At 45.7% G+C, this 18,801-nt stretch carries 19 protein-coding genes, 1 tRNA gene and 1 rRNA gene; 5 read left to right on the top strand and 16 right to left on the bottom strand.

All coding sequences use genetic code 11. From position 1 onward, the window contains the following. Nucleotides 1–4 precede the first annotated feature (4 nt). Nucleotides 5–661, bottom strand: a complete 657-nt coding sequence (serB, locus tag CWI82_RS11175; RefSeq protein WP_092858734.1) for a phosphoserine phosphatase SerB — start codon at nucleotides 659–661, stop codon at nucleotides 5–7. A 178-nt stretch (nucleotides 662–839) separates the two neighbouring features. On the opposite strand from serB, the gene CWI82_RS11170 reads away from it, so the two are divergent. Further along, nucleotides 840–1,307, top strand: a complete 468-nt coding sequence (locus CWI82_RS11170; protein WP_092858736.1) for a hypothetical protein — start codon at nucleotides 840–842, stop codon at nucleotides 1,305–1,307. On the opposite strand, the gene CWI82_RS11165 is transcribed toward CWI82_RS11170, so the two are convergent. The 11 genes from CWI82_RS11165 to CWI82_RS11115 all read right to left on the bottom strand — a co-directional run bounded on the left by CWI82_RS11165 (nucleotide 1,288) and on the right by CWI82_RS11115 (nucleotide 11,451). Beyond that, nucleotides 1,288–2,076 (bottom strand): TatD family hydrolase, encoded by a 789-nt coding sequence (locus tag CWI82_RS11165; RefSeq protein WP_165383930.1) that lies wholly within the window; start codon nucleotides 2,074–2,076, stop codon nucleotides 1,288–1,290. The genes CWI82_RS11170 and CWI82_RS11165 overlap by 20 nt on opposite strands. Nucleotides 2,077–2,099: 23 nt before the next feature. Next, entirely contained in the window at nucleotides 2,100–3,695 is a 1,596-nt protein-coding gene (gene prfC, locus CWI82_RS11160) for a peptide chain release factor 3 (RefSeq protein WP_130203599.1), read from the bottom strand. A 120-nt stretch (nucleotides 3,696–3,815) separates the two neighbouring features. Beyond that, the gene (locus CWI82_RS11155; RefSeq protein ID WP_165383929.1) at nucleotides 3,816–4,457 is read right to left on the bottom strand and encodes an SCO family protein; all 642 of its coding nucleotides are present in this window, start codon (nucleotides 4,455–4,457) and stop codon (nucleotides 3,816–3,818) included. Nucleotides 4,458–4,459: 2 nt separating this feature from the next. After that, nucleotides 4,460–5,203: a formylglycine-generating enzyme family protein gene (locus CWI82_RS11150; RefSeq protein ID WP_130203598.1), complete on the bottom strand. Its 744-nt coding sequence runs from the start codon at nucleotides 5,201–5,203 to the stop codon at nucleotides 4,460–4,462. 17 nt (nucleotides 5,204–5,220) lie between these two features. Then, nucleotides 5,221–6,369: a multicopper oxidase domain-containing protein gene (locus CWI82_RS11145; RefSeq protein ID WP_130203597.1), complete on the bottom strand. Its 1,149-nt coding sequence runs from the start codon at nucleotides 6,367–6,369 to the stop codon at nucleotides 5,221–5,223. Nucleotides 6,370–6,401: 32 nt separating this feature from the next. Then, entirely contained in the window at nucleotides 6,402–6,794 is a 393-nt protein-coding gene (locus tag CWI82_RS11140) for a c-type cytochrome (protein ID WP_130203596.1), read from the bottom strand. A gap of 182 nt (nucleotides 6,795–6,976) precedes the next feature. Then, nucleotides 6,977–7,681 carry a purine-nucleoside phosphorylase gene (deoD, locus tag CWI82_RS11135; RefSeq protein WP_092858750.1) on the bottom strand — a complete coding sequence of 235 codons (705 nt, stop codon included), beginning with the start codon at nucleotides 7,679–7,681 and terminating at the stop codon, nucleotides 6,977–6,979. Nucleotides 7,682–7,689: 8 nt separating this feature from the next. Then, complete coding sequence (locus tag CWI82_RS11130) at nucleotides 7,690–8,913, bottom strand: phosphopentomutase (RefSeq protein ID WP_092858752.1); 1,224 nt, start codon at nucleotides 8,911–8,913, stop codon at nucleotides 7,690–7,692. Nucleotides 8,914–8,936: 23 nt separating this feature from the next. Then, nucleotides 8,937–10,259: a thymidine phosphorylase gene (gene deoA / locus CWI82_RS11125; protein ID WP_130203595.1), complete on the bottom strand. Its 1,323-nt coding sequence runs from the start codon at nucleotides 10,257–10,259 to the stop codon at nucleotides 8,937–8,939. Next, nucleotides 10,259–11,029: a deoxyribose-phosphate aldolase gene (gene deoC / locus CWI82_RS11120; RefSeq protein ID WP_199286273.1), complete on the bottom strand. Its 771-nt coding sequence runs from the start codon at nucleotides 11,027–11,029 to the stop codon at nucleotides 10,259–10,261. Before deoC ends, deoA begins: the two co-directional genes overlap by 1 nt. Beyond that, nucleotides 11,023–11,451: a cytidine deaminase gene (locus CWI82_RS11115; protein ID WP_092858758.1), complete on the bottom strand. Its 429-nt coding sequence runs from the start codon at nucleotides 11,449–11,451 to the stop codon at nucleotides 11,023–11,025. Before CWI82_RS11115 ends, deoC begins: the two co-directional genes overlap by 7 nt. Before the next feature lie 172 nt (nucleotides 11,452–11,623). Here CWI82_RS11115 and CWI82_RS11110 point away from each other — a divergent pair, with 172 nt between their 5' ends. Beyond that, nucleotides 11,624–11,842: a YgaP family membrane protein gene (locus tag CWI82_RS11110; RefSeq protein ID WP_130203593.1), complete on the top strand. Its 219-nt coding sequence runs from the start codon at nucleotides 11,624–11,626 to the stop codon at nucleotides 11,840–11,842. A 10-nt stretch (nucleotides 11,843–11,852) separates the two neighbouring features. Next, complete coding sequence (locus CWI82_RS11105; RefSeq protein ID WP_092858762.1) at nucleotides 11,853–12,170, top strand: ArsR/SmtB family transcription factor; 318 nt, start codon at nucleotides 11,853–11,855, stop codon at nucleotides 12,168–12,170. Here CWI82_RS11105 and rimI read toward each other — a convergent pair. From rimI to CWI82_RS11090, 3 genes are all read right to left on the bottom strand, one after another. Continuing rightward, nucleotides 12,167–12,631 (bottom strand): ribosomal protein S18-alanine N-acetyltransferase, encoded by a 465-nt coding sequence (rimI, locus tag CWI82_RS11100; protein WP_130203592.1) that lies wholly within the window; start codon nucleotides 12,629–12,631, stop codon nucleotides 12,167–12,169. The two genes, CWI82_RS11105 and rimI, sit on opposite strands and share 4 nt — an antisense overlap. Continuing rightward, nucleotides 12,628–12,984: a hypothetical protein gene (locus CWI82_RS11095; protein ID WP_092858766.1), complete on the bottom strand. Its 357-nt coding sequence runs from the start codon at nucleotides 12,982–12,984 to the stop codon at nucleotides 12,628–12,630. Before CWI82_RS11095 ends, rimI begins: the two co-directional genes overlap by 4 nt. Before the next feature lie 55 nt (nucleotides 12,985–13,039). After that, a tRNA-Trp gene (locus CWI82_RS11090) sits at nucleotides 13,040–13,116 on the bottom strand. A 152-nt stretch (nucleotides 13,117–13,268) separates the two neighbouring features. On the opposite strand from CWI82_RS11090, the gene CWI82_RS11085 reads away from it, so the two are divergent. Together CWI82_RS11085 and CWI82_RS11080 are read left to right on the top strand one after the other, a co-directional pair. Then, nucleotides 13,269–15,044, top strand: a complete 1,776-nt coding sequence (locus CWI82_RS11085; RefSeq protein ID WP_130203591.1) for an autotransporter assembly complex protein TamA — start codon at nucleotides 13,269–13,271, stop codon at nucleotides 15,042–15,044. After that, a complete protein-coding gene (locus CWI82_RS11080) occupies nucleotides 15,041–18,475 on the top strand; it encodes a translocation/assembly module TamB domain-containing protein (RefSeq protein ID WP_130203590.1) in 3,435 nt (1,144 codons plus the stop codon). The genes CWI82_RS11085 and CWI82_RS11080 overlap by 4 nt, the downstream gene beginning before the upstream one ends. Before the next feature lie 241 nt (nucleotides 18,476–18,716). On the opposite strand, the gene rrf is transcribed toward CWI82_RS11080, so the two are convergent. Continuing rightward, nucleotides 18,717–18,801 (bottom strand): 5S ribosomal RNA (gene rrf, locus CWI82_RS11600); the annotation flags it as partial.

Raw genomic sequence — 18,801 nt, 5'->3', positions numbered from 1 at the left:
TAATTTAGACCGGCTCTTGCTTCTCAAAATAGTCGATAACTGCAGATAGATCGGGAACATCAACACACAGTGTTGCGACATTTCGTAACGCTGGCTTCGCGCAAAATGCGATACCGAAACTGGCAGCTTCTAGCATTGGAATATCATTAGCTCCATCGCCTATGGCAATGGTTTGTCCACTCTCTATGCCAAGTTCTGCCGCCCAGCGAACCAAGCAATCAGCTTTCGTTTGTGCGTCCACAATCGGTTCAGCGACAGTGCCGGTTAACTTCTCCGCGTTCCATATTAGCGTATTTGCGTGACAGAAATTCAAGCCTAACCGCTGTTGCACTTTTTCGGTGAACCACGTAAACCCGCCGGAGACTAAACCAACATACCACTGATGTTGTTGCAGCCAAGTTATCAGTCTTTCAGCACCTGGGGTTAATGGAATAGGCTCAAATATCGCATTCATTTGTTGTGCTGTCACGCCAGCTAAAGCCGCAACTCGCGCACGCAAGCTTTCGGCAAAATCCAACTCACCTCGCATCGCTCGTTCGGTAATTGCGCTAACTTTGTCTTTACAGCCAGCAAGCGCTGCAATTTCATCTATGCATTCGATAGTGATTAGAGTCGAATCCATATCAAAAATAACCAGGCCAGGCTTTGAAAAATCGGGCATGAATGGTTCGCCTTAAATGTTAAGTAGGTTGCTAAGCACAAGCAATTCAACGTATATTTGCCGCATGATAAAAATACCTGCTCATGTTAACAGTCTATTCAAACTTGTCTATCGGCGAGGACGCCGGTTTGGGCTTGCAATACTTTTGATCTTACTCATTGAGCAATTTTGGAGTGCTATGCACACCACGAGTCTGCAGGAGTTTCAAACGCACAGCCACCAATTAATGAGTTTAACAGCAGAACAAGCCGCAACAGAAGCTCGCCACTGGATCATGGCTGATGATACAGATAACCTCGAGCAATTAGTGGCACAATTACAACAACAACCGTTTATTGCGGCAGCGCAAATTCAAAATCGCTACGGACAATCAATCGCTACTTCGCTTCAACAAACCGAAAGTGATCAAGTCCAACAAGCTTTAGTTCTTGTTGAGGAGGTCATCGATGACGGCAAAGTGGTTGGCTACTTAACGCTGACGGTTGACGAGTCATTGTTGCTTGAAGCCCCCGTTAGAACTCACGAGTACTTGACCTTTTATGGTCAATTTTTATTGGGCTTTGCTGTTTTAGCAGGTATTTTCATGGCGATAACGTTTAATCGTTGGCGCTATAAGCGGGTCGCAATTAATCATCCAACTGAATAGTTCCACCAAATAGTCGACACGTATTATGCCAAATAATGTTGGCCAGATGCTCGATCGGTTCATCTCTAAGGTGACTCAGTTCTTCCAATACTTTGATGCATTGAGCGGGTTCGTTACGTTGGCCTTGAAAGCCACTTAATGGCATATCAGGCGCATCCGTCTCAATCACTAAATGTTGGATGTCTGCTTGTTGAATGGCTTGGCGTGTCTTATTGGCTCTTGAATACGTCATAACACCACCGACGCCTAACATAAATCCTAGCTTAGTCCACTCATTTGCTTGCTCGGGACTGCCCGAAAATGCATGAATCACGCCAGCAACCTCAGGTAGCTTGCTTCGTAGCGGCTTTAGAATTCTTAGCAGCTTAGGCTGTGTTTTTCGATGATGTAATACGAGGCTGCGGTTGAATGCTACAGCCAGGTCAACTTGGGCAGTAAAAAGCTCGTATTGCTTTTTGTAATCACTCACTTCGGCGTCCAAGCCAATTTCACCCACAACAGCGTGCGGAAATTGCTCCAGTTGATGCGCCAGCCATTCAAGATCTGATACTTGGTGTTGTGCAATAAAATATGGGTGTAAACCAAATCCTTCAATTACTTTAATTGACCCGCAATCGTTTCGCCAATGTTTATCAGAGCTCAATTGCCGCGCGACACCAGGAACAAAAAGCCGCTTAACACCTTGCTTTGCCGCGCGTTGTAATACGGCTTTTCGGTCCTGATCAAAGGCGTCAAAATTAATGTGACAGTGACTATCAAACAATTTCACGACGCCTCCTTTTGGATTTGCTATTAGTGCTCCCGAGTGTGACTAAATACGATATCGGGGTAACGCTCGGTCGCCAAGCTCAGATTCACCATAGTTGGCGCGATATACGTTAAATTGTCACCGCCATCTAGAGCTAGATTTGATTCTGCTTTACGGCGAAACTCATCAAGTTTCTTCGCATCTTCACAGCTCACCCAGCGCGCTGTGGCAACGTTGATGCTCTCGTATACTGCATCGACGTTATATTCAGATTTTAAACGGTGCACAACAACGTCAAACTGTAGCACACCGACTGCACCTACAATCAAATCATTGTTGCTTAGCGGACGGAATACCTGCACCGCACCTTCCTCAGACAACTGCACCAAGCCTTTAAGTAATTGCTTTTGTTTCAACGGATCTTTTAAACGAATACGACGGAACAACTCCGGCGCAAAGTTCGGGATACCGCTAAACTTGAATTGTTCGCCACCGGTAAACGTATCACCGATTTGAATCGTACCGTGGTTGTGCAAGCCGATAATATCTCCCGGATAAGCCTCTTCCACTTGCTCACGGTCCCCTGCCAAAAAGGTTAACGCGTCGGCAATTCGAACGTCTTTACCAATTCGCACTTGGTGCATTTTCATGCCCTTCTCATACTTACCTGAAACGATACGCATGAACGCAACGCGGTCGCGATGTTTTGGATCCATGTTTGCTTGAATCTTAAATACGAATCCAGAGAAATCTGGGTGCGTCGCCGCAATAGCTGTGCCATCATCAATTTCACGAGAAAGTGGGGTCGGTGCCCAATCAACAAGACCATCTAACATGTGGTCAACGCCAAAGTTACCTAAAGCAGTACCGAAGTAGACCGGTGTTAGTTCACCAGCGAGAAACATCTCTAGGTCAAAGCTATTTGATGCTCCTTTCACCAGCTCAATTTGTACACGCAGATCATCTGCGTAATCGCCAATGCGTGCATCCAACTCTGGGTTATCCAAACCTTTAATGACATCTAACTCTTGAATACGGTGACCTTGACCGGTTTTATAGAAAATCACTTCATCATTGAGCAGATGATAAACACCTTTAAAATTTTTACCTGACCCTATTGGCCATGTAATGGGTGCACACATAATATTGAGAACGCTCTCAACTTCATCCAACAATTCCAACGGATCGCGAATATCGCGGTCGAGTTTGTTCATGAAAGTGATAATCGGGGTATCACGCAGACGCGTTACTTCCATTAGTTTGATGGTGCGATCCTCAACACCCTTTGCACCATCAATCACCATAAGGCAAGAGTCTACTGCGGTTAAGGTACGGTACGTATCTTCCGAGAAATCTTCGTGTCCTGGCGTATCCAGCAAGTTAACCAAAGCATTACGATACGGAAACTGCATGACCGAGGTAGTCACCGAGATACCCCGTTCTTTTTCCATTTCCATCCAATCAGATTTCGCATGCTGACCCGATTTCTTGCCCTTTACAGTTCCGGCTTTTTGTAGCTTTTGACCGTGTAACAATACTTTTTCAGTAATGGTCGTTTTACCCGCATCAGGGTGCGAGATGATAGCGAACGTACGCCGCTTGGCGACTTCTTTGGCGATAGCTTTGGCCAGATCTGACATGCTGAACTCTTTTTCCTAATGGATAAGTCAATTTAAAGACAATAAATACGAAAGTGCCGCGAATTCTAACCGAATTCGCGGCACTTTTGTACGATTAACTCAATAAGACAGCTTGCCGCTTTAGCGGTGCAATAAATGATTCTCGTCGATAATCTTCACTAATGCGTTTACGGCCTCTTCAACTGGCCGATTCAAACCCTCAACACGCTCAACGACACGACCATGGACATCAAGCACAGTGACTAGGTTACTATGATCAAAGTCGCCGTCAGCACGCTTACGGTAGCGCACGCCAAGCAATGTTGCTAAAGCTCGAATGTTATTGTCATCGCCATGAAGGAATGTCCAAACGTCGTCACCCAAATTGTATTTTGCTGCATATTCAGCCAACGCGGCTGGGGTGTCGCGGTCTTGGTCAAAACTTACCATGACCAATTTCACTTCACCTTTGTACGCATCTGGTAGTGCTTCAAAGATACGACGCGCATCATTAACTAACACTGGGCATGCAGTGGTACAGCTACCATAAATCATTGAAATAACAATCGGCTGCCCTTGGAAGTTCGCAAGCGTCAATGATTCACCAGTATGGGCTTGCCACTCCCCATCTAAATGATAAATCGAGTGTTCTTTATTTACTGGCTCAGCCTTGAACGTTGTGTGATTCATATGATCATGATGATTATGTTGGCTGTGATCTTGTGCTATGGCGACACCAGAGCTGAACAGTACGACCGATAAAGCTAACATTAAATTTTTCATTCTCATTTCTCCAAATCGTAAGCACAACGAAAGCCTAAAGTGCTAGTTGTGCTTTGTGGGCGATAATTGCTACGAGACTGATAACGAAAGAAAGTCGCGTAGCTCGCATCACCAAAATCAGCCATAAATCTCGCGCTATCGCCACAAGATCCAGCAAGCAAATCATTATTGTCGCCATTGGTTAGCAACAATTGATAATCTTCAACCCATTCATTCACGCGGTTGTGCATGTAATCCAGTTGTCCAATAGTTGTATCGACTTCCTGCTTACTGTAAGCAGTTGGGTTGCTGTGTCGCGCAAACAACATTTGTGCGTACGCTTTATCACTCAAACCGTGTTGCTGAAGATAGTAATTGGATGCATATTCCCATTCATCGAGTGTTGGTAATCTTCCACCTTGCGCATCACAATAAGCGCGAGCTGCAAACCAAGACACTTCTGTGACTGGCTTAGACTCATAGCCAGCAGGCACTTGATCATTTACTGACCAGCTCTTTAAATAATTACCGTCATGAAAAATAGCGGCAATGTTATCGCGACGCCATTTCGAGTTTTCCAACACAAAATCCAGATACTGCGCATAAGTGACTGGTGCTGCGTCTAACTTAAACGCCGGCATCACCACAACCTCAACGGTTTCATCAAGTAGCACCGCAGGTTTATATTCACCAGCGGGAATGATGACCGGCTCGGCGGCTGCTTGCACAGCCACCACCATACTCAAAACACTCAGCCACTTATACATGATCAACTCCTGTTGACTTATTTCTTACGAGGGCCTGCGTATAACGCACCAGCAGCACCGCGCTCAGCATCTGCAAACTCATGATCGACCAGTTTGTAGACACCTTCTTCTGGTACAATGAACTCAACAGTTGCGCTGCTACTTGCGCCAAGCAATACAGTTTGCATACCGTACCAAGTGTTACGAGGGTCACCTTCAGCCCAGACCTTATCGAAAATTGCACCGATAACGTGGAAGCTTGAAGTTCCTGACGGGCCAGCATTCAAGAAGTGAATGCGCACGCGATCACCGGCATTTGATTTCAATGGGTTTTCGCTAAGCGCTGAAACATGACCGTTGAATACAACGTGGCTTGGGTCACGCGCTAATGCTGCAGAATGATCGTAAATATAGTCTTCGCCCATTTGCTCAAGGTACATTTCTGATTGAACAATCACGTACTCTTGGTCAACTTCTTTATCAGTTGGGTAGCCTTCTTTTGGCGACACAACAACAGCACCATATTGGCCCATTGCAGTGTGCATCAGTACGCTTGAAGTACCGCAGTGATACATATAAGTACCGGCATAATTCGCAATCCATTCAAATTCGATAGTTTCGCCCGGGGCAATAGTCGCCCACTTATCATTCGCCGCGACAGTACCGCTATGGAAATCCATCGAATGTGGCATTGGCGCAACAACCGGTTGATGCTTCTGCAATTGGTTGGCAGCAATTTGATCAAAGTAAGGTGAAGCACCTTTGAAAGGCTTGGTAATCACAACTTCTTCAGTTGAACGATTCTTCATTTTGAACACTACGCGGTCACCTTCACGAACGTGAAGTACCGGACCAGGTACGCTACCACCAAAAGTCCACGCGTTGTAGCTTACACCTGGCGCTACTTCAACTTTCTGTGAAAACACATCCATCCGAACTTCGTGTTCTTTGTTACCTTTGTAGTCGAGCTTAGCTAAGTGCGGAACCATGGTCACATAATCACCGACGACCGCTGGGCCGTTGTAATCATCACGATAAATTTTTGCTTTAGGCATACCGTAAATTTTACCATCGATAACATATTCGCTATCGTGTTTTAACGGTACGTTTGCTTCTGCAATAACAGGTAAGCCGGCAAAAGAAACGAGTAAGGCACTTGCAACTGCACTTTTAATGAAGGTTTTCATGGTACTTCTCCAATGTGTTTAATTTAAAATTCTTAGCGAACTGCTTTTACTTCAGCCGCTGAAATCTCTTTGCTTCCGTTTGCAAATTTTTTATTGACGTAGCTCACTACGGCTGCAATATCAGCATCATTTAAGTACGCCATAGGCGGCATCATGCCGTTGAATTCGGCACCATTCACAGTGACCTTACCGGATTTGCCTTTGACGATAGTTTCAGCGATGTAAGCTGGTTTATCAGTAATATTGGAGTTGCCTACCAACGGCGGGAAAACTGCTGCCATACCCTGACCATTGGCTTGGTGGCATGCCATACAATTTTTCTTGTAAACAGCCTCACCGGCGTCGGCTTGTGCTCCAGCAGAAAACAGCGCGAAAATGGAAACCGCAGCGAAAATGCCTGATTTAAATTTATTAACGTTAGTCATCGTAATGCCCCTTGTTCGAAGTCTTTATCAGATGACTATAGGTTAGCGAAATACCGGGCTTTTACGAGTGAAATGAAGGAGTAAACGAGGGCTACCACTTTTAGGTTAAACCCTCTATTACTGTTAGTATGAAAGAGAAGTATTGATTAGATATACTTATGGAATAGATGAATTTTTAACAATTAAATAAGGGCATCTAGGGTCAGCTCAACCATCGCAGAAAATCCGAGTTGACGTTCTTGCGAGCTCATGGCTTCACCACGCTCGATGTGGTCTGACACAGTGAGAACCGTCAATGCTGATACTCCATGTTCTGCAGCCACGCCATATAAACCAGCGGCCTCCATTTCCACGCCCAAAATTCCCATTTGGGCAAGGCGGGAGCGTAATGCGGGGTCTGACTGATAAAATAAATCGGCAGAGAAAACATTACCTACACGCACATTTACTGCGCTTCGCTCAGCGTGCTCTGCAACTTTTCGAAGCAGTTGAAAATCTGCTATTGCCGCAAAGTCAAAATTGTTAAAGCGTTGACGATTCACGCCAGAATCCGTGCAGGCTCCTTGCGCTAAGATAATGTCGTGCAAATTAATATGAGGTAATACGGCACCGCAACTACCGAGGCGAACGAGTTTAGAAACCCCATAATGACGAATCAGTTCGGTGGCATAAATGGAGCACGATGGAATACCCATTCCGGTGCCCATAACAGATACCGGTTGCCCTTTATAGGTACCTGTATACCCAAGCATGTTCCGTACATCAGTGACACACTGCGCATTATCTAAAAACCTTTCAGCGATAAATTTCGCACGAAGTGGATCACCAGGTAATAAACAGAGTTCAGCAAAGGTATCTGCTGGGGCATTTATGTGAGGTGTTGTCATAGTTTATGTTACCGCTCATCAATAAAGGATTGACCAAAAGATGTCGATGGTAAGCCTAACCACGACGCAACGGTTTGACCGATATCAGCAAAGCTCTCACGGCGCCCCATCGAACCCGGCTCTATGCCTTCCCCCACAGCAAGAACGGGGACATATTCACGCGTATGATCAGTACCAGGCCAAGTTGGGTCGCAGCCATGATCCGCTGTCAAAATAAGTATATCGTCAGGTTGCATGGCGGCAAGAATACCAGGTAACAACATATCAAATTGTTCCAGTGCGCCGGCGTAACCGCTGACATCCCGTCGATGCCCGTAATCACTATCAAAATCAACTAAATTGGTAAAAATTATAGTCTGTGATAGCGCCTTGTGCATTTGCTCAATAGTTGTCGCAACAAGATCTGGAATACCTGTCGCTTTATATTTTTGGGTTATGCCTTGATGCGCAAAAATATCCGCAATTTTACCAATACTAATCACCTCGCCGCCCTGTGCGACAAGCTTATCGAGTACAGTTGGTTCGGGTGGTGGTACAGCGTAGTCGCGACGATTGCCTGTGCGTTTAAAGGTTGCACTATTATCACCCACAAATGGACGCGCAATCACCCGCCCAACGTTATACGGCTCGAGGAGTCGCCGTACACACTCACACAGCGCATACAACCTTTCTAACCCAAAGCTTTGCTCATGACAGGCAATTTGAAATACCGAGTCAGCGGACGTATAAAAAATCGGTTTACCGGTACGCATGTGCTCTTCACCGAGCTCAGCAATAATTTGCGTGCCCGAAGCATGACAGTTACCGAGGTGGCCGGGTATTTGGGTTTCAGCGACAATCTGATCTAGCAATTCTTGCGGAAATGAATCCTGCGGTTCAAGGAAGTAACCCCAATCAAATAACACCGGTACACCGGCCATTTCCCAGTGCCCTGACGGCGTATCTTTGCCAGATGAAAGCTCTTGCGCCCAGCCAAATCGTCCAATAATCTCTTGCGCCGGCTCAAGCCCTGCTGGCTGTTCGCCAGTTGCTCCGTAATAGGCTTCGGCCAATCCCAAACGCAGGAGGTTAGGGATTTTTAACGGGCCTGAACGACCGTCATTTGCTCTTCCAGCAGCGGCTTCGGCGGCAATATGGCCGAAGGTATCTGCGCCATCATCACCAAACTTATCGGCATCTGCAGCGGCACCGATGCCGAAAGAATCAAGTACAACGATAATGGCTCGAGACATCTTCTCACCCTCTATTGAGTTGCTCAGGGACGAATATATTGATGAATTATTGGATTACTGGTCGATACCTGTTGGCCAACCGTAAATGCGCGCTGCAATCGGTCGGCAGCAGTTTCCCACGCAGCTTCATCGCGCGCATACACCATGGCGAGCGGAGATTGCGAGTCAACCGAGTCACCTAAACCAACAATCGCATCCAAACCAACACCAAAATCGAGTTTATCGGAGCTCCGTTGACGCCCACCGCCAAGCGCGACAACAGCCATACCAACGGCGCGCGTATCAATATGCGTGACGATACCAGATTGCAGTGCGAAGACTGGTTTCGCCACTGGAGCCAACGGTAAATGCGTTGAATAATTCGTGAGTAAGTCGCTAGGACCACCGAGTTCTTTGATCATTTTTGCAAAAACCTCAGCTGCAGCACCACTCTCGAGAGCTCCGAGAACCTTTTCGCGCGCAACTTTTTCTGTTTCCGCAAGACCACCTAAAACCAACATTTCAGCACACAGTGCAATCGTAACTTCATGCAACCGTGGCGCGCGATAATCACCCGTTAAATAGCGAATCGCTTCAATCACCTCGATGGCATTCCCTGCTGATTTCGCCAGTACTTCGTTCATGTCAGTCAAAATAGCAGACGTTGGTAAGCCAGCGCCATTCGCTACCGTAACTAAACTATTGGCAAGCTCGGTCGCTTTCTCAATATCTTGCATGACCGCGCCATTACCAACTTTAACGTCGAGCACTAAACCTTCGAGACCGGCAGCTAGTTTTTTCGACAAAATCGAAGCTGTAATGAGCGGAACTGACTCAACTGTCGCAGTAATATCTCGCGTTGCATAAAAGCGCTTATCCGCAGGCGCTAAGTCTCCCGTTTGCCCGATAATGGCGACACCGGTTGATTTTACCACGCGACGAAATTCATCCAACGACGGTACCGTTTGATAACCAGGTATTGAATCCATTTTATCCAATGTACCACCTGTATGACCAAGGCCTCGCCCTGAAATCATTGGCACATATCCACCACAGGCAGCAACAATCGGACCGAGCATCAAGCTGACCACATCACCCACGCCACCGGTCGAGTGTTTATCCAATACCGGTCCGTCAAGCGACATTGATTGCCAGTCTAAAACTGTTCCTGAATCGCGCATAGCCAAGGTCAATGCTACGCGTTCGTCAGCATTCATGCCTTGAAAGAAAATAGCCATCGCTAAGGCTGAAATTTGGCTTTCAGAAATTGCACCAGTCGTTAATCCATTTACAAAGAAACGAATTTGTTCCTCCGATAAAATCCCACCATCGCGCTTTATACGAATGATTTCTTGCGGTAAATACATTAATAGTCGTCCTTTTCTACTACGTCAGCGTCGTTAAGGGTATTGAGCAAGTTACCGAGCAGACTGCTAGCCCCGAAACGAAAGTTTTCTGCATGAACCCAATCAGCACCCATCATGGACTCCGCAAGCTCTATATACTGCAACGCATCTTCTGCTGTGCGAACGCCACCAGCTGCTTTAAACCCGCACTTAGCACCGCTTGCTTTAATTGCTTCCAACATAATTCTTGTCGCTTCTAACGTTGCATTTACTGGTACTTTGCCGGTAGATGTCTTGATGAAGTCGGCTCCGCCGGCAATAGCGATATCACTAGCTTGACGAATCAGCTCTGGCGTTTGCAGTTCACCACTTTCAATAATGACTTTGAGCAACGCCTTATCAGCACATGCTACCTTGCACGCTTTGACTAATTGCAGACCCACTCTAACGTCGCCCTCAATTAATGCGCGGTATGGAAACACGACATCTATTTCATCCGCACCAGCTGCAACGGCTCTTGCCGTTTCGGCCTCAGCTCGTTGAATATTGATGCTGCCCTCAGGGAAATTCGTCACAGTCGCAACTTTCACTGCTCCTAAGCCTAAGCGCCCAAGCTCTAACTTGCTCCAAACTACCATTTCAGGAAACACACAAATGGCAGCAGGGGTCCCGTATTTGGTATTGGCAGCTTCACATAAAGCGGAAATCGTCTCGGGCGAATCATTGTTATTCAATGATGTCAGATCCATTAATTGAATTGCGCGCAGGGCGGCTTGTTTAATCATCATGATTTGTTTCTATATTCGTTAATGTCGAAATGGAAGGCATGGGGTAATAACGATGCGACCGTCCAACTTTCGAAACCAGTTTCACAAGTAGAAATGATGTCAGTATCGGGAGCTAAAAACTCAGCTAATACCTGCCGACAGGCTCCGCAAGGTGAGTATACTTGATCGCTCGGTGTATAAATGACGACTTTGGAAATGCTTTGCGGATCGACACCTTGCGCAATTGCAGTAAAAATCGCGGTGCGCTCAGCGCAATTAGAGAGCCCGTATGAGACATTTTCGACATTACATCCACTGATGATTTCGCCGCTTTTAGTCAGCAACACAGCGCCAACTTTAAACTGGCTATACGGGGCATATGCCTGGTTTGCAGCCGCTTTGGCTAGCGCCTTTATGGGATTAAGCTCTGATGGTTCAATACTCATAAAATATGACTGTTGTGTATGGCAGTAAAGCTTACCCCGATATGATTGGGAATCCAAGTACACCAAAAGGGAGAGATAATTTAGGTTTTACTAAATTAATGATCACGATCACTTTGCGAATTTTACTTTTAAAGCTATATTAGTTTAGTAACTTCTAAATTAGGGGATTCTCATGAGTGTTGAAAAAGCTTTAACTGCCTTTGCTGGCTTTATGGTGTTATTATCTGTCGCCTTAACTGTTTGGGTTCATCCCAATTGGGTCTGGTTAACGGTGTTTGTTGGTGCTAATTTATTCCAGCAATCATATACTGGATTTTGCCCTGCAAGTATATTTTTGAAAAAAATATTTAAACTAAAAACTGAGCGCGAGCTTGCGCTGCAAAAATTATAGAGAGATAGCTATGAGCATGCTGATGGATGCTGAAATGCAAACTGGCGAAGCACAAGATGCTGCCGCTTTTTTACGTTCAATTGCGAATGAACATCGCCTTCAAATTTTATGTCACCTTGCTGGCGGTGAGAAAAGCGTTGGTGAGCTAAATAAGCATTTTCCGCTAAGTCCATCGGCATTCTCTCAGCATTTAGCAGTATTGCGTGAGCAAGGCCTTGTTAAGTTCCGCAAGCAAGCGCAAACGATTTTTTACTCAATTAACGACCCAGATACGATGCAATTCATGCAATTGTTGCGTCGTAAATTCTGTCCAACCTTTATCGATTAGCCAGTTTTGATTTGCGACTTTTTCATAATAATCGCATCTTCTCGGTCACCTGAGGCGGTCGGGTAATATCCCTTTCGTTTACCGAGCGTGTTAAATCCCAACTTTACATAGAGCGCAATAGCCGGCTGATTCGACGCACGCACTTCAAGAAATAAATCTGCGTTGTTAAGTTGTGCCAAATGACAAACATGTTGCACAAGTTGCTGACCTACTCCCTGTCGTTGTGACTGGGCGGCAACCACCACATTCATGATGGTCCACTCGTCTGCGATGGGTTGATGTATCAGAATAAAACCTAGTAATTCATGATTTACTTCATCATACGCTACAAAGTTTTGGTAACCCTCAGCAAAACATGAACGCAAATTTTCGACAGACCAAGGTAATTGATTGGCGCTTTTTTCAATCTCAATCAGTTGAGGATCCCAAGTAAGTAACTCAGAAATGGATATCGGCTTCATGACAGATGATTCTGAATCTGCTGCCAAATCCTCGCTTTGGTTGCTGCGTCAACGTTGGTCACAACGCCGAGATTAAGCGTAAATGCAGGATCCCATTGTTGCTGATTCGATTGAGGAATTTCGGCAAGCGCTGACGATGGTTGACCTAGCGTTAAGGATAAATCGACAAGCCATTGCGGATGCTTGACTGGCAATCGTTCTGATAGCTGCAACAGCCATTGGCCTAAACGATAGCAATACGCGACACTCGTCACAGTTTCATTAGTAGACGGCGATTGACGTCGCTGCCACAAAGGTAAACCCAATGCTGCAAGCGCATTTTTTTGTGATGTATTGAAGTTTTGGTTAGTCATGCGCTTAGCCTAGCCCAAACGCCTTCTTTTAGGAAGCTTTGAAAAGAAATGGAAATGGCAGGGGTGGAGGGATTCGAACCCCCAACCGTCGGTTTTGGAGACCGCTGTTCTACCAATTGGAACTACACCCCTGCAATCAAGGTCTGAATTATACTGCCCAAACTCACACTGGCAAGCGATTTATGCGCTCGCCTTTATCAATTGCGGGATTTTTCACCACTTATAGCAAAACGCGGTGTTATACTTAATTTTTCTCTACACTTACTGAAAGGTATTTCGAATTTATGAGTGTGCGCTGGTTGCAAGGACTGCTGTTTTTAATTCTAGTCATCATGAGTCTACCGGCTGTTGGTCAGACTTCGTGGCAACCACCTGATGCCAAGTTGGCAATAGAGATAGACGGCGTAAAAGGCGAATTATTAGCTAATTCACGCATCTACCTCAGAATCACCGCGCTCGAAGGTGAAACTGTTCCGTCAATTTTTCGCGTACGCTATTTAGCCCGACAAGGTGAACAAGAAATTCGCTCGGCGTTAGAGCCTTTTGGCTTTTATAACGTGACAGTGACCAGTGAAATCATTGAAACCGATGAGCTTTGGACGATTCGATATCAAGTCGACGTGGGCCCGGTAACAACTTACGATCAGGTTAACTTTGAACTAACTGGTGGTGCAAAGAATGACGAAGCTTTTCAAAAAGTAATCCGTTCACTACGCCCCGTTTCAGGTCAAGTTTTCAATCACCAAGCATATGAACGATTCAAAGCAACGTTACGAAACCTTGCGGCTGAACGCGGCTATTATGACGCTGCTTTCCTTAAACAATCCGTTAAAGTTGAGACATCGACACAAGTCGCTAACGTTGAATTAGTGTTCGACTCTGGTGAACGTTATCTGTTCGGTGAAACAAGCTTTTGTTGCGCATTTCTCAATAACAGCTTATTGGAGCGTTTCATTCAATATCAACCCGGTGAACCATTTACCACCCGCGCACTACTGGATTTACAGGTTGATCTGGCAGGAAGTGATTACTTTAATCGCGTCGAGGTAGCGCCACTTTGGCAAAACACCACGGAAAATCGTGTTCCAATTGATGTGACACTGTCACCCAATGAGCGTGACCGTTATCAAGTGGGCTTGGGTTACGGAACTGACACCGGCGCCCGTATCACTCTGGGCTTCGACCGGCGCTGGGTAAATGATCGCGGGCATCGACTCAGCAGTGTCATTCGACTCTCTGAAGTACAGAACACAGGCTTCGTAAGCTACATTATTCCAGGTAACAATCCTGCTCGTGACTCCTACAGCTTTAATGGGGAAATAACCGACAGATCATTTGAGGAGCAACGGTCAACCCTTTATAAAACATCGTTTAAGGATTTACGTCACTACGACCGTTGGCACCGCACCTACCAGCTAGCCTACCAGCGAGAAGATTTCGCATTTGGTGAGGAGCCGACAGAAACCTCTAATTTCTTAATTCCATCGGTTGAATGGAGTTTGATTGAAAGCTCAAACTTACCTGAAAATCGTAACATTATTGATGATGGGTACCGGTTATCGATCATGTTGCAAGGTGGCCATGATGGCGCTCTCTCTGATACCACCTTTGCATCGATAAAGGTTGGCGCCAAGTGGATTCATCGCCTGAATGATCAGTGGCGTATTTTGTTAAGAAGTGAAGTTGGTGCATTACGTGCCGATGACTTTGAAGTGCTTGGTCCGACTTTGCGTTTTTTCGCCGGCGGTGATCATAGTGTTCGCGGTTACGCGTACCAACAGTTAGGGCCAGAAAATAGTGAAGGCGTGGTGGTTGGCGGCAAGTATATGACCGCCAGCTCTGTTGAAATCGATTATGCTTTCAAACCCAATTGGCGCGTTGCGCTTTTCACAGATATCGGTAACAGCATGATGAATTGGGATGAGCGAATCAAGCAAACAGTTGGCTTTGGCTTTCGCTGGGTGTCACCGATTGGCCCAGTGCGGTTAGATTTGGCCATGGCGCTAGACGAACCAAGCAAACCTTGGCGCCTCCACCTCACTCTGGGGCCAGATCTATGAAGTTTATAAAGTATCTCGCGTGGACAATTATTTGTTTATTTGTGTTGGTGCCGAGTATCTTTCTCGCGCTTATCATGACATCTACTGGCTCCCAGTTCTTAATTGAACGGACATCTGAATACGCGGGTATTGAGCTGACATTCGAACAACTCGAAGGTAATTTAGTTAGCGAACTGACTTTAAAAAATTTGCGCGTTGCGCAAACGAACTGGCAAGCCAGCGCAAAATATTTATCCATAGCTTGGCAACCAACCGATCTGCTTGATAAACGACTTGTATTTAAGCAGATTAAAAGTGAATCATTCGAGTTCGAGACCTTATCGACGACGCCAACCGCAGAAGCATCTGAAAATATAAAGCTTCCACAACTTCAACTGCCTTTTGAATTGGTTATTGAAAATCTAAGCGCCATCACAAATCATGTCGTTGTCGATAGTGCCAAGCAAAAATTACCAGATGTTCGCGGTCGATTCGAATGGCACGACTCAACGGTTGCCATTAAACGACTTGAAGTCGAATACCAGCAAGTCACAAGCACAATGTCTGGCAACATCACCACAGCAAATGACTACGCGATTAATTTGGATGTGAGCTGGCAAGTAAATAGTCCTCTTGAAAAGTTGGCGATTGATGCCATAACGGGAACGACAATATTACAAGGGGACTTAAGCCAACTTAGTGCTGTTAGTGAGTTTGGTATTGCAGCGAGTCCTGAAATGCATCGTATTAACGTTCAACTCAAAGGTTTACTGCAAAGAGAACCATATTGGTTAGCCGACGTCGCCATTACGAATCTACCAACACAACCGCTATTACCATTATTAGTGCCCGCTGAGTCTCCCTGGAATGAGTGGTTAGCCGATTCCAGAATAACGCTTGTCGCCACCGTAGATAACCAACAGGCCGCAATTCAAACTTTGGATATAGCTCAGATTGGTAAGAAAAATGGAGCATTAAAATTTGATGGATTGCTGAGCAATTATTTGTCCTTTAATGACACACCAGAGCAGGTTCGTGTGCGCGGATTGCTGTCTGCCTCGACTATTGTACTACCCGCTGAAGTTTTGGGCATCGAGCTCGCCATTGATAGTATTGCCGGTAATATTGAGGGGAATCTCGATTCGTTTCAGCACAACCTCACAATCGCCGCAACCTATGCAGAAAATACTTCGGCGACAATGGATATTACGGGTGAAGGGAGTACAACTCATATCAATCTAGCGCAGGCATCAATTGATTCCCGTTTTTTACAGGCTGATTTCGCATCAACTATTATTTGGTCTCCGGAATTTACAATTCAAGCGCAGATTAACGCATTACGAGCCGAGCCGAATCAATTGCCAGAAGAACTCGCAAAACAAGTTAACTTCATCACAAATTTAGAAATCTTGGCACAAGGTGGCCTCACCTACAGTAACGATAAGATTAGTGCAGATAACTTCGCAATTGAGTTTGGCGACAACCATCTCTCATTGAACGGCGCTATGACCGATACTAAGCCTCTACGTGTTGAAGTGAAGCTTCCAGATTTATCTAACTTATACGCTAGTGACTATGTGGTGGGCGATGCTAATCTGGTTGGGACTATTTATGGAAGTTTGTCAGATAGATTGAACATTAGCGTTGAACAATTTGCGTTAAATCATCCAGATTTTGGTAACTGGGCTAATGTGGATTCCGCCAAAATTTCGACACCTATGGCGCAACCGTTAGCGTCATCAGTTGAGGGTTTGTGTTTAATTGCAAACTCGAGACGCACACCAGCCGAACTATGTCTTGATACACAAGCCAACGAATCTCTCCAAACCACTCAAATTAAGGGGCGAAACCTTCCTCTCTCATTGCTCAATCGCTTTCGTGAATCTGATGTGGCTGAGCGAATCTGGGGCCTTGCTAATTTAAGTACAACGATTAATTACGACACGAGTACTTGGTCACTTATTGAGTTGACCGGCGAACTACGCAGCGAGCGTACGATTTTATTTGCTTTAGACGAAGAAGTTTCGACCAGATTCAAGTATTGGCAGGTCGAATGGCAAGGTAATCTAGAAACGATTAACACCTCTATTACTGCAGAATTAGAGGAAGATAAAGGCTTGATCATTGGCGACTTAGTGATAGATAGCGTAAATAAGGAAGCTAAACTCGACGGCGAGGTGCTTATGGAGTTACGTGATCTCACCGTTATGCAGTGGGTGCTCCCCGACCTTCGTTACGAGCAAGCCCATGCATTGGCACAAATCAATATTGAAGGTACAACGGCAGCGCCTGAAATATCGGGTTCGGTAGAGCTAGCAGCACAAGAAATTGGTTTTGCTCAAAGCGGACTATTACTCACCGATGTCAAAATTGCGGCCTTTGATGCGCCTAACGTTGATGATGGCATAACGCTAGACGGACAGGCCCAATCAGGACAAGGTTGGATTAGCATAGCCGGCTTATTGCAACCGCTCAAACCAGAACTCGAGCTAACTATCAAAGGCGAGCAGTTTAGAGCAATTCAGGTACCAACGGCGACGGTCGATATCAGCCCAGATTTAAAAATTACATTACTTAATAAACGGATAGACGTTACTGGCGAGCTGAGAGTCCCGCTTGCTCATATTGACCAGCCTGAACTTGCTGAAACTGGTGTTACCGCATCCAATGATGTTGAAATATATAATAATGGCGAACCTGTTCGCAGCAACGGTTCTTCACTATACCCGGTTTATGCTGACGTACGCGTTACCCTTGGCGATGATATTAAAGTTTCAGGTTTTGGTTTTGAAGGTGAACTTGCCGGCAGTCTGCGTCTTACCGAAGCGCCAACCCGTGCATTAACAGCAACTGGCAATATTTCAGTCAAAGACGGTTACTATGAAATTTATGGTCAGCGCTTAGAAATCGAACGTGGTTCACTTATATACAGCGGCGGGCCAATTGATAATCCAGGATTAAACTTACGAGTGGAACGGGCATCTGAAAACATTACCGCTACGGAAGATGTACGAGTCGGTGCACAAGTAAGTGGTACCTTACAAGAGCCTGATTTTAGACTTTACTCAACACCTGCAATGCCTGATAGCGAAGTTCTTTCCTATTTAATTCTAGGACGCGGTTCGGGTACAACAACAGCCGGCAATGAAAACCTTCAATTACAGGCTCTGATCCTACTTGGCTCTAAAGGTACTGATCTGCTTGGAGAGTCGCTACAGGATACATTTGGCTTCGATGAGTTTGGTATTGATTCAACCATGAACCCAAATGATACCTCGTTCTACATCGGTAAATATCTTTCGCCTAAACTTTATGTGAAGTATGGCGTCGGCCTTTTTGAGGATACGAATACGTTTTTAGTTCGTTATTTGCTTTCAGATAAATTGATTATTGAAACGACGGCAAGTAGTGAGGCGCAAGGTGGCGATATCTTCTACACAATCGAGAAATAAGAGCTAGAGCGATATTAGCTATTGGATATTAGATATTAGTGGAAGGCAGAGACGAAAGGCGTTGTTTGTGCGCTACGCTGTTCGTGCGTTCACTGTTCGTCCGTGCTACGCACTATTCGTAACCGAACAGAGAGGCGAAGCCGAACGGACGAACAGCGCAGCGGACGAATCACGAATCACGCTGTTGGGTCCGTAAACGAAAAAACCCCGAGCGTTAGCTCGGGGTCTCGTCGTATTTGAAGCCTGGCGGTGTCCTACTCTCACATGGGGAAGCCCCACACTACCATCGGCGCTGAAGCGTTTCACTACTGAGTTCGGAATGGATC

The sequence above is a fragment of the Pseudidiomarina tainanensis genome (assembly GCF_004214835.1).
Taxonomy (GTDB): domain Bacteria; phylum Pseudomonadota; class Gammaproteobacteria; order Enterobacterales; family Alteromonadaceae; genus Pseudidiomarina; species Pseudidiomarina tainanensis.
The sequence above is the reverse complement of the archived record's forward strand: the minus strand, read 5'-3'. Positions and strand labels throughout refer to the sequence as shown.

Excerpts from the sequence above, each read along its gene's own strand:
- serB (WP_092858734.1), bottom strand. The coding sequence starts at position 661 with ATGCCCGATTTTTCAAAGCCTGGCCTGGTTATTTTTGATATGGATTCG.
- CWI82_RS11170 (WP_092858736.1), top strand. The coding sequence starts at position 840 with ATGCACACCACGAGTCTGCAGGAGTTTCAAACGCACAGCCACCAATTA.
- prfC (WP_130203599.1), bottom strand. The coding sequence starts at position 3,695 with ATGTCAGATCTGGCCAAAGCTATCGCCAAAGAAGTCGCCAAGCGGCGT.
- CWI82_RS11155 (WP_165383929.1), bottom strand. The coding sequence starts at position 4,457 with ATGAAAAATTTAATGTTAGCTTTATCGGTCGTACTGTTCAGCTCTGGT.
- CWI82_RS11150 (WP_130203598.1), bottom strand. The coding sequence starts at position 5,203 with ATGTATAAGTGGCTGAGTGTTTTGAGTATGGTGGTGGCTGTGCAAGCA.
- CWI82_RS11145 (WP_130203597.1), bottom strand. The coding sequence starts at position 6,369 with ATGAAAACCTTCATTAAAAGTGCAGTTGCAAGTGCCTTACTCGTTTCT.
- CWI82_RS11140 (WP_130203596.1), bottom strand. The coding sequence starts at position 6,794 with ATGACTAACGTTAATAAATTTAAATCAGGCATTTTCGCTGCGGTTTCC.
- deoD (WP_092858750.1), bottom strand. The coding sequence starts at position 7,681 with ATGACAACACCTCACATAAATGCCCCAGCAGATACCTTTGCTGAACTC.
- CWI82_RS11130 (WP_092858752.1), bottom strand. The coding sequence starts at position 8,913 with ATGTCTCGAGCCATTATCGTTGTACTTGATTCTTTCGGCATCGGTGCC.
- deoA (WP_130203595.1), bottom strand. The coding sequence starts at position 10,259 with ATGTATTTACCGCAAGAAATCATTCGTATAAAGCGCGATGGTGGGATT.
- CWI82_RS11115 (WP_092858758.1), bottom strand. The coding sequence starts at position 11,451 with ATGAGTATTGAACCATCAGAGCTTAATCCCATAAAGGCGCTAGCCAAA.
- CWI82_RS11110 (WP_130203593.1), top strand. The coding sequence starts at position 11,624 with ATGAGTGTTGAAAAAGCTTTAACTGCCTTTGCTGGCTTTATGGTGTTA.
- CWI82_RS11105 (WP_092858762.1), top strand. The coding sequence starts at position 11,853 with ATGAGCATGCTGATGGATGCTGAAATGCAAACTGGCGAAGCACAAGAT.
- rimI (WP_130203592.1), bottom strand. The coding sequence starts at position 12,631 with ATGAAGCCGATATCCATTTCTGAGTTACTTACTTGGGATCCTCAACTG.
- CWI82_RS11095 (WP_092858766.1), bottom strand. The coding sequence starts at position 12,984 with ATGACTAACCAAAACTTCAATACATCACAAAAAAATGCGCTTGCAGCA.
- CWI82_RS11085 (WP_130203591.1), top strand. The coding sequence starts at position 13,269 with ATGAGTGTGCGCTGGTTGCAAGGACTGCTGTTTTTAATTCTAGTCATC.
- CWI82_RS11080 (WP_130203590.1), top strand. The coding sequence starts at position 15,041 with ATGAAGTTTATAAAGTATCTCGCGTGGACAATTATTTGTTTATTTGTG.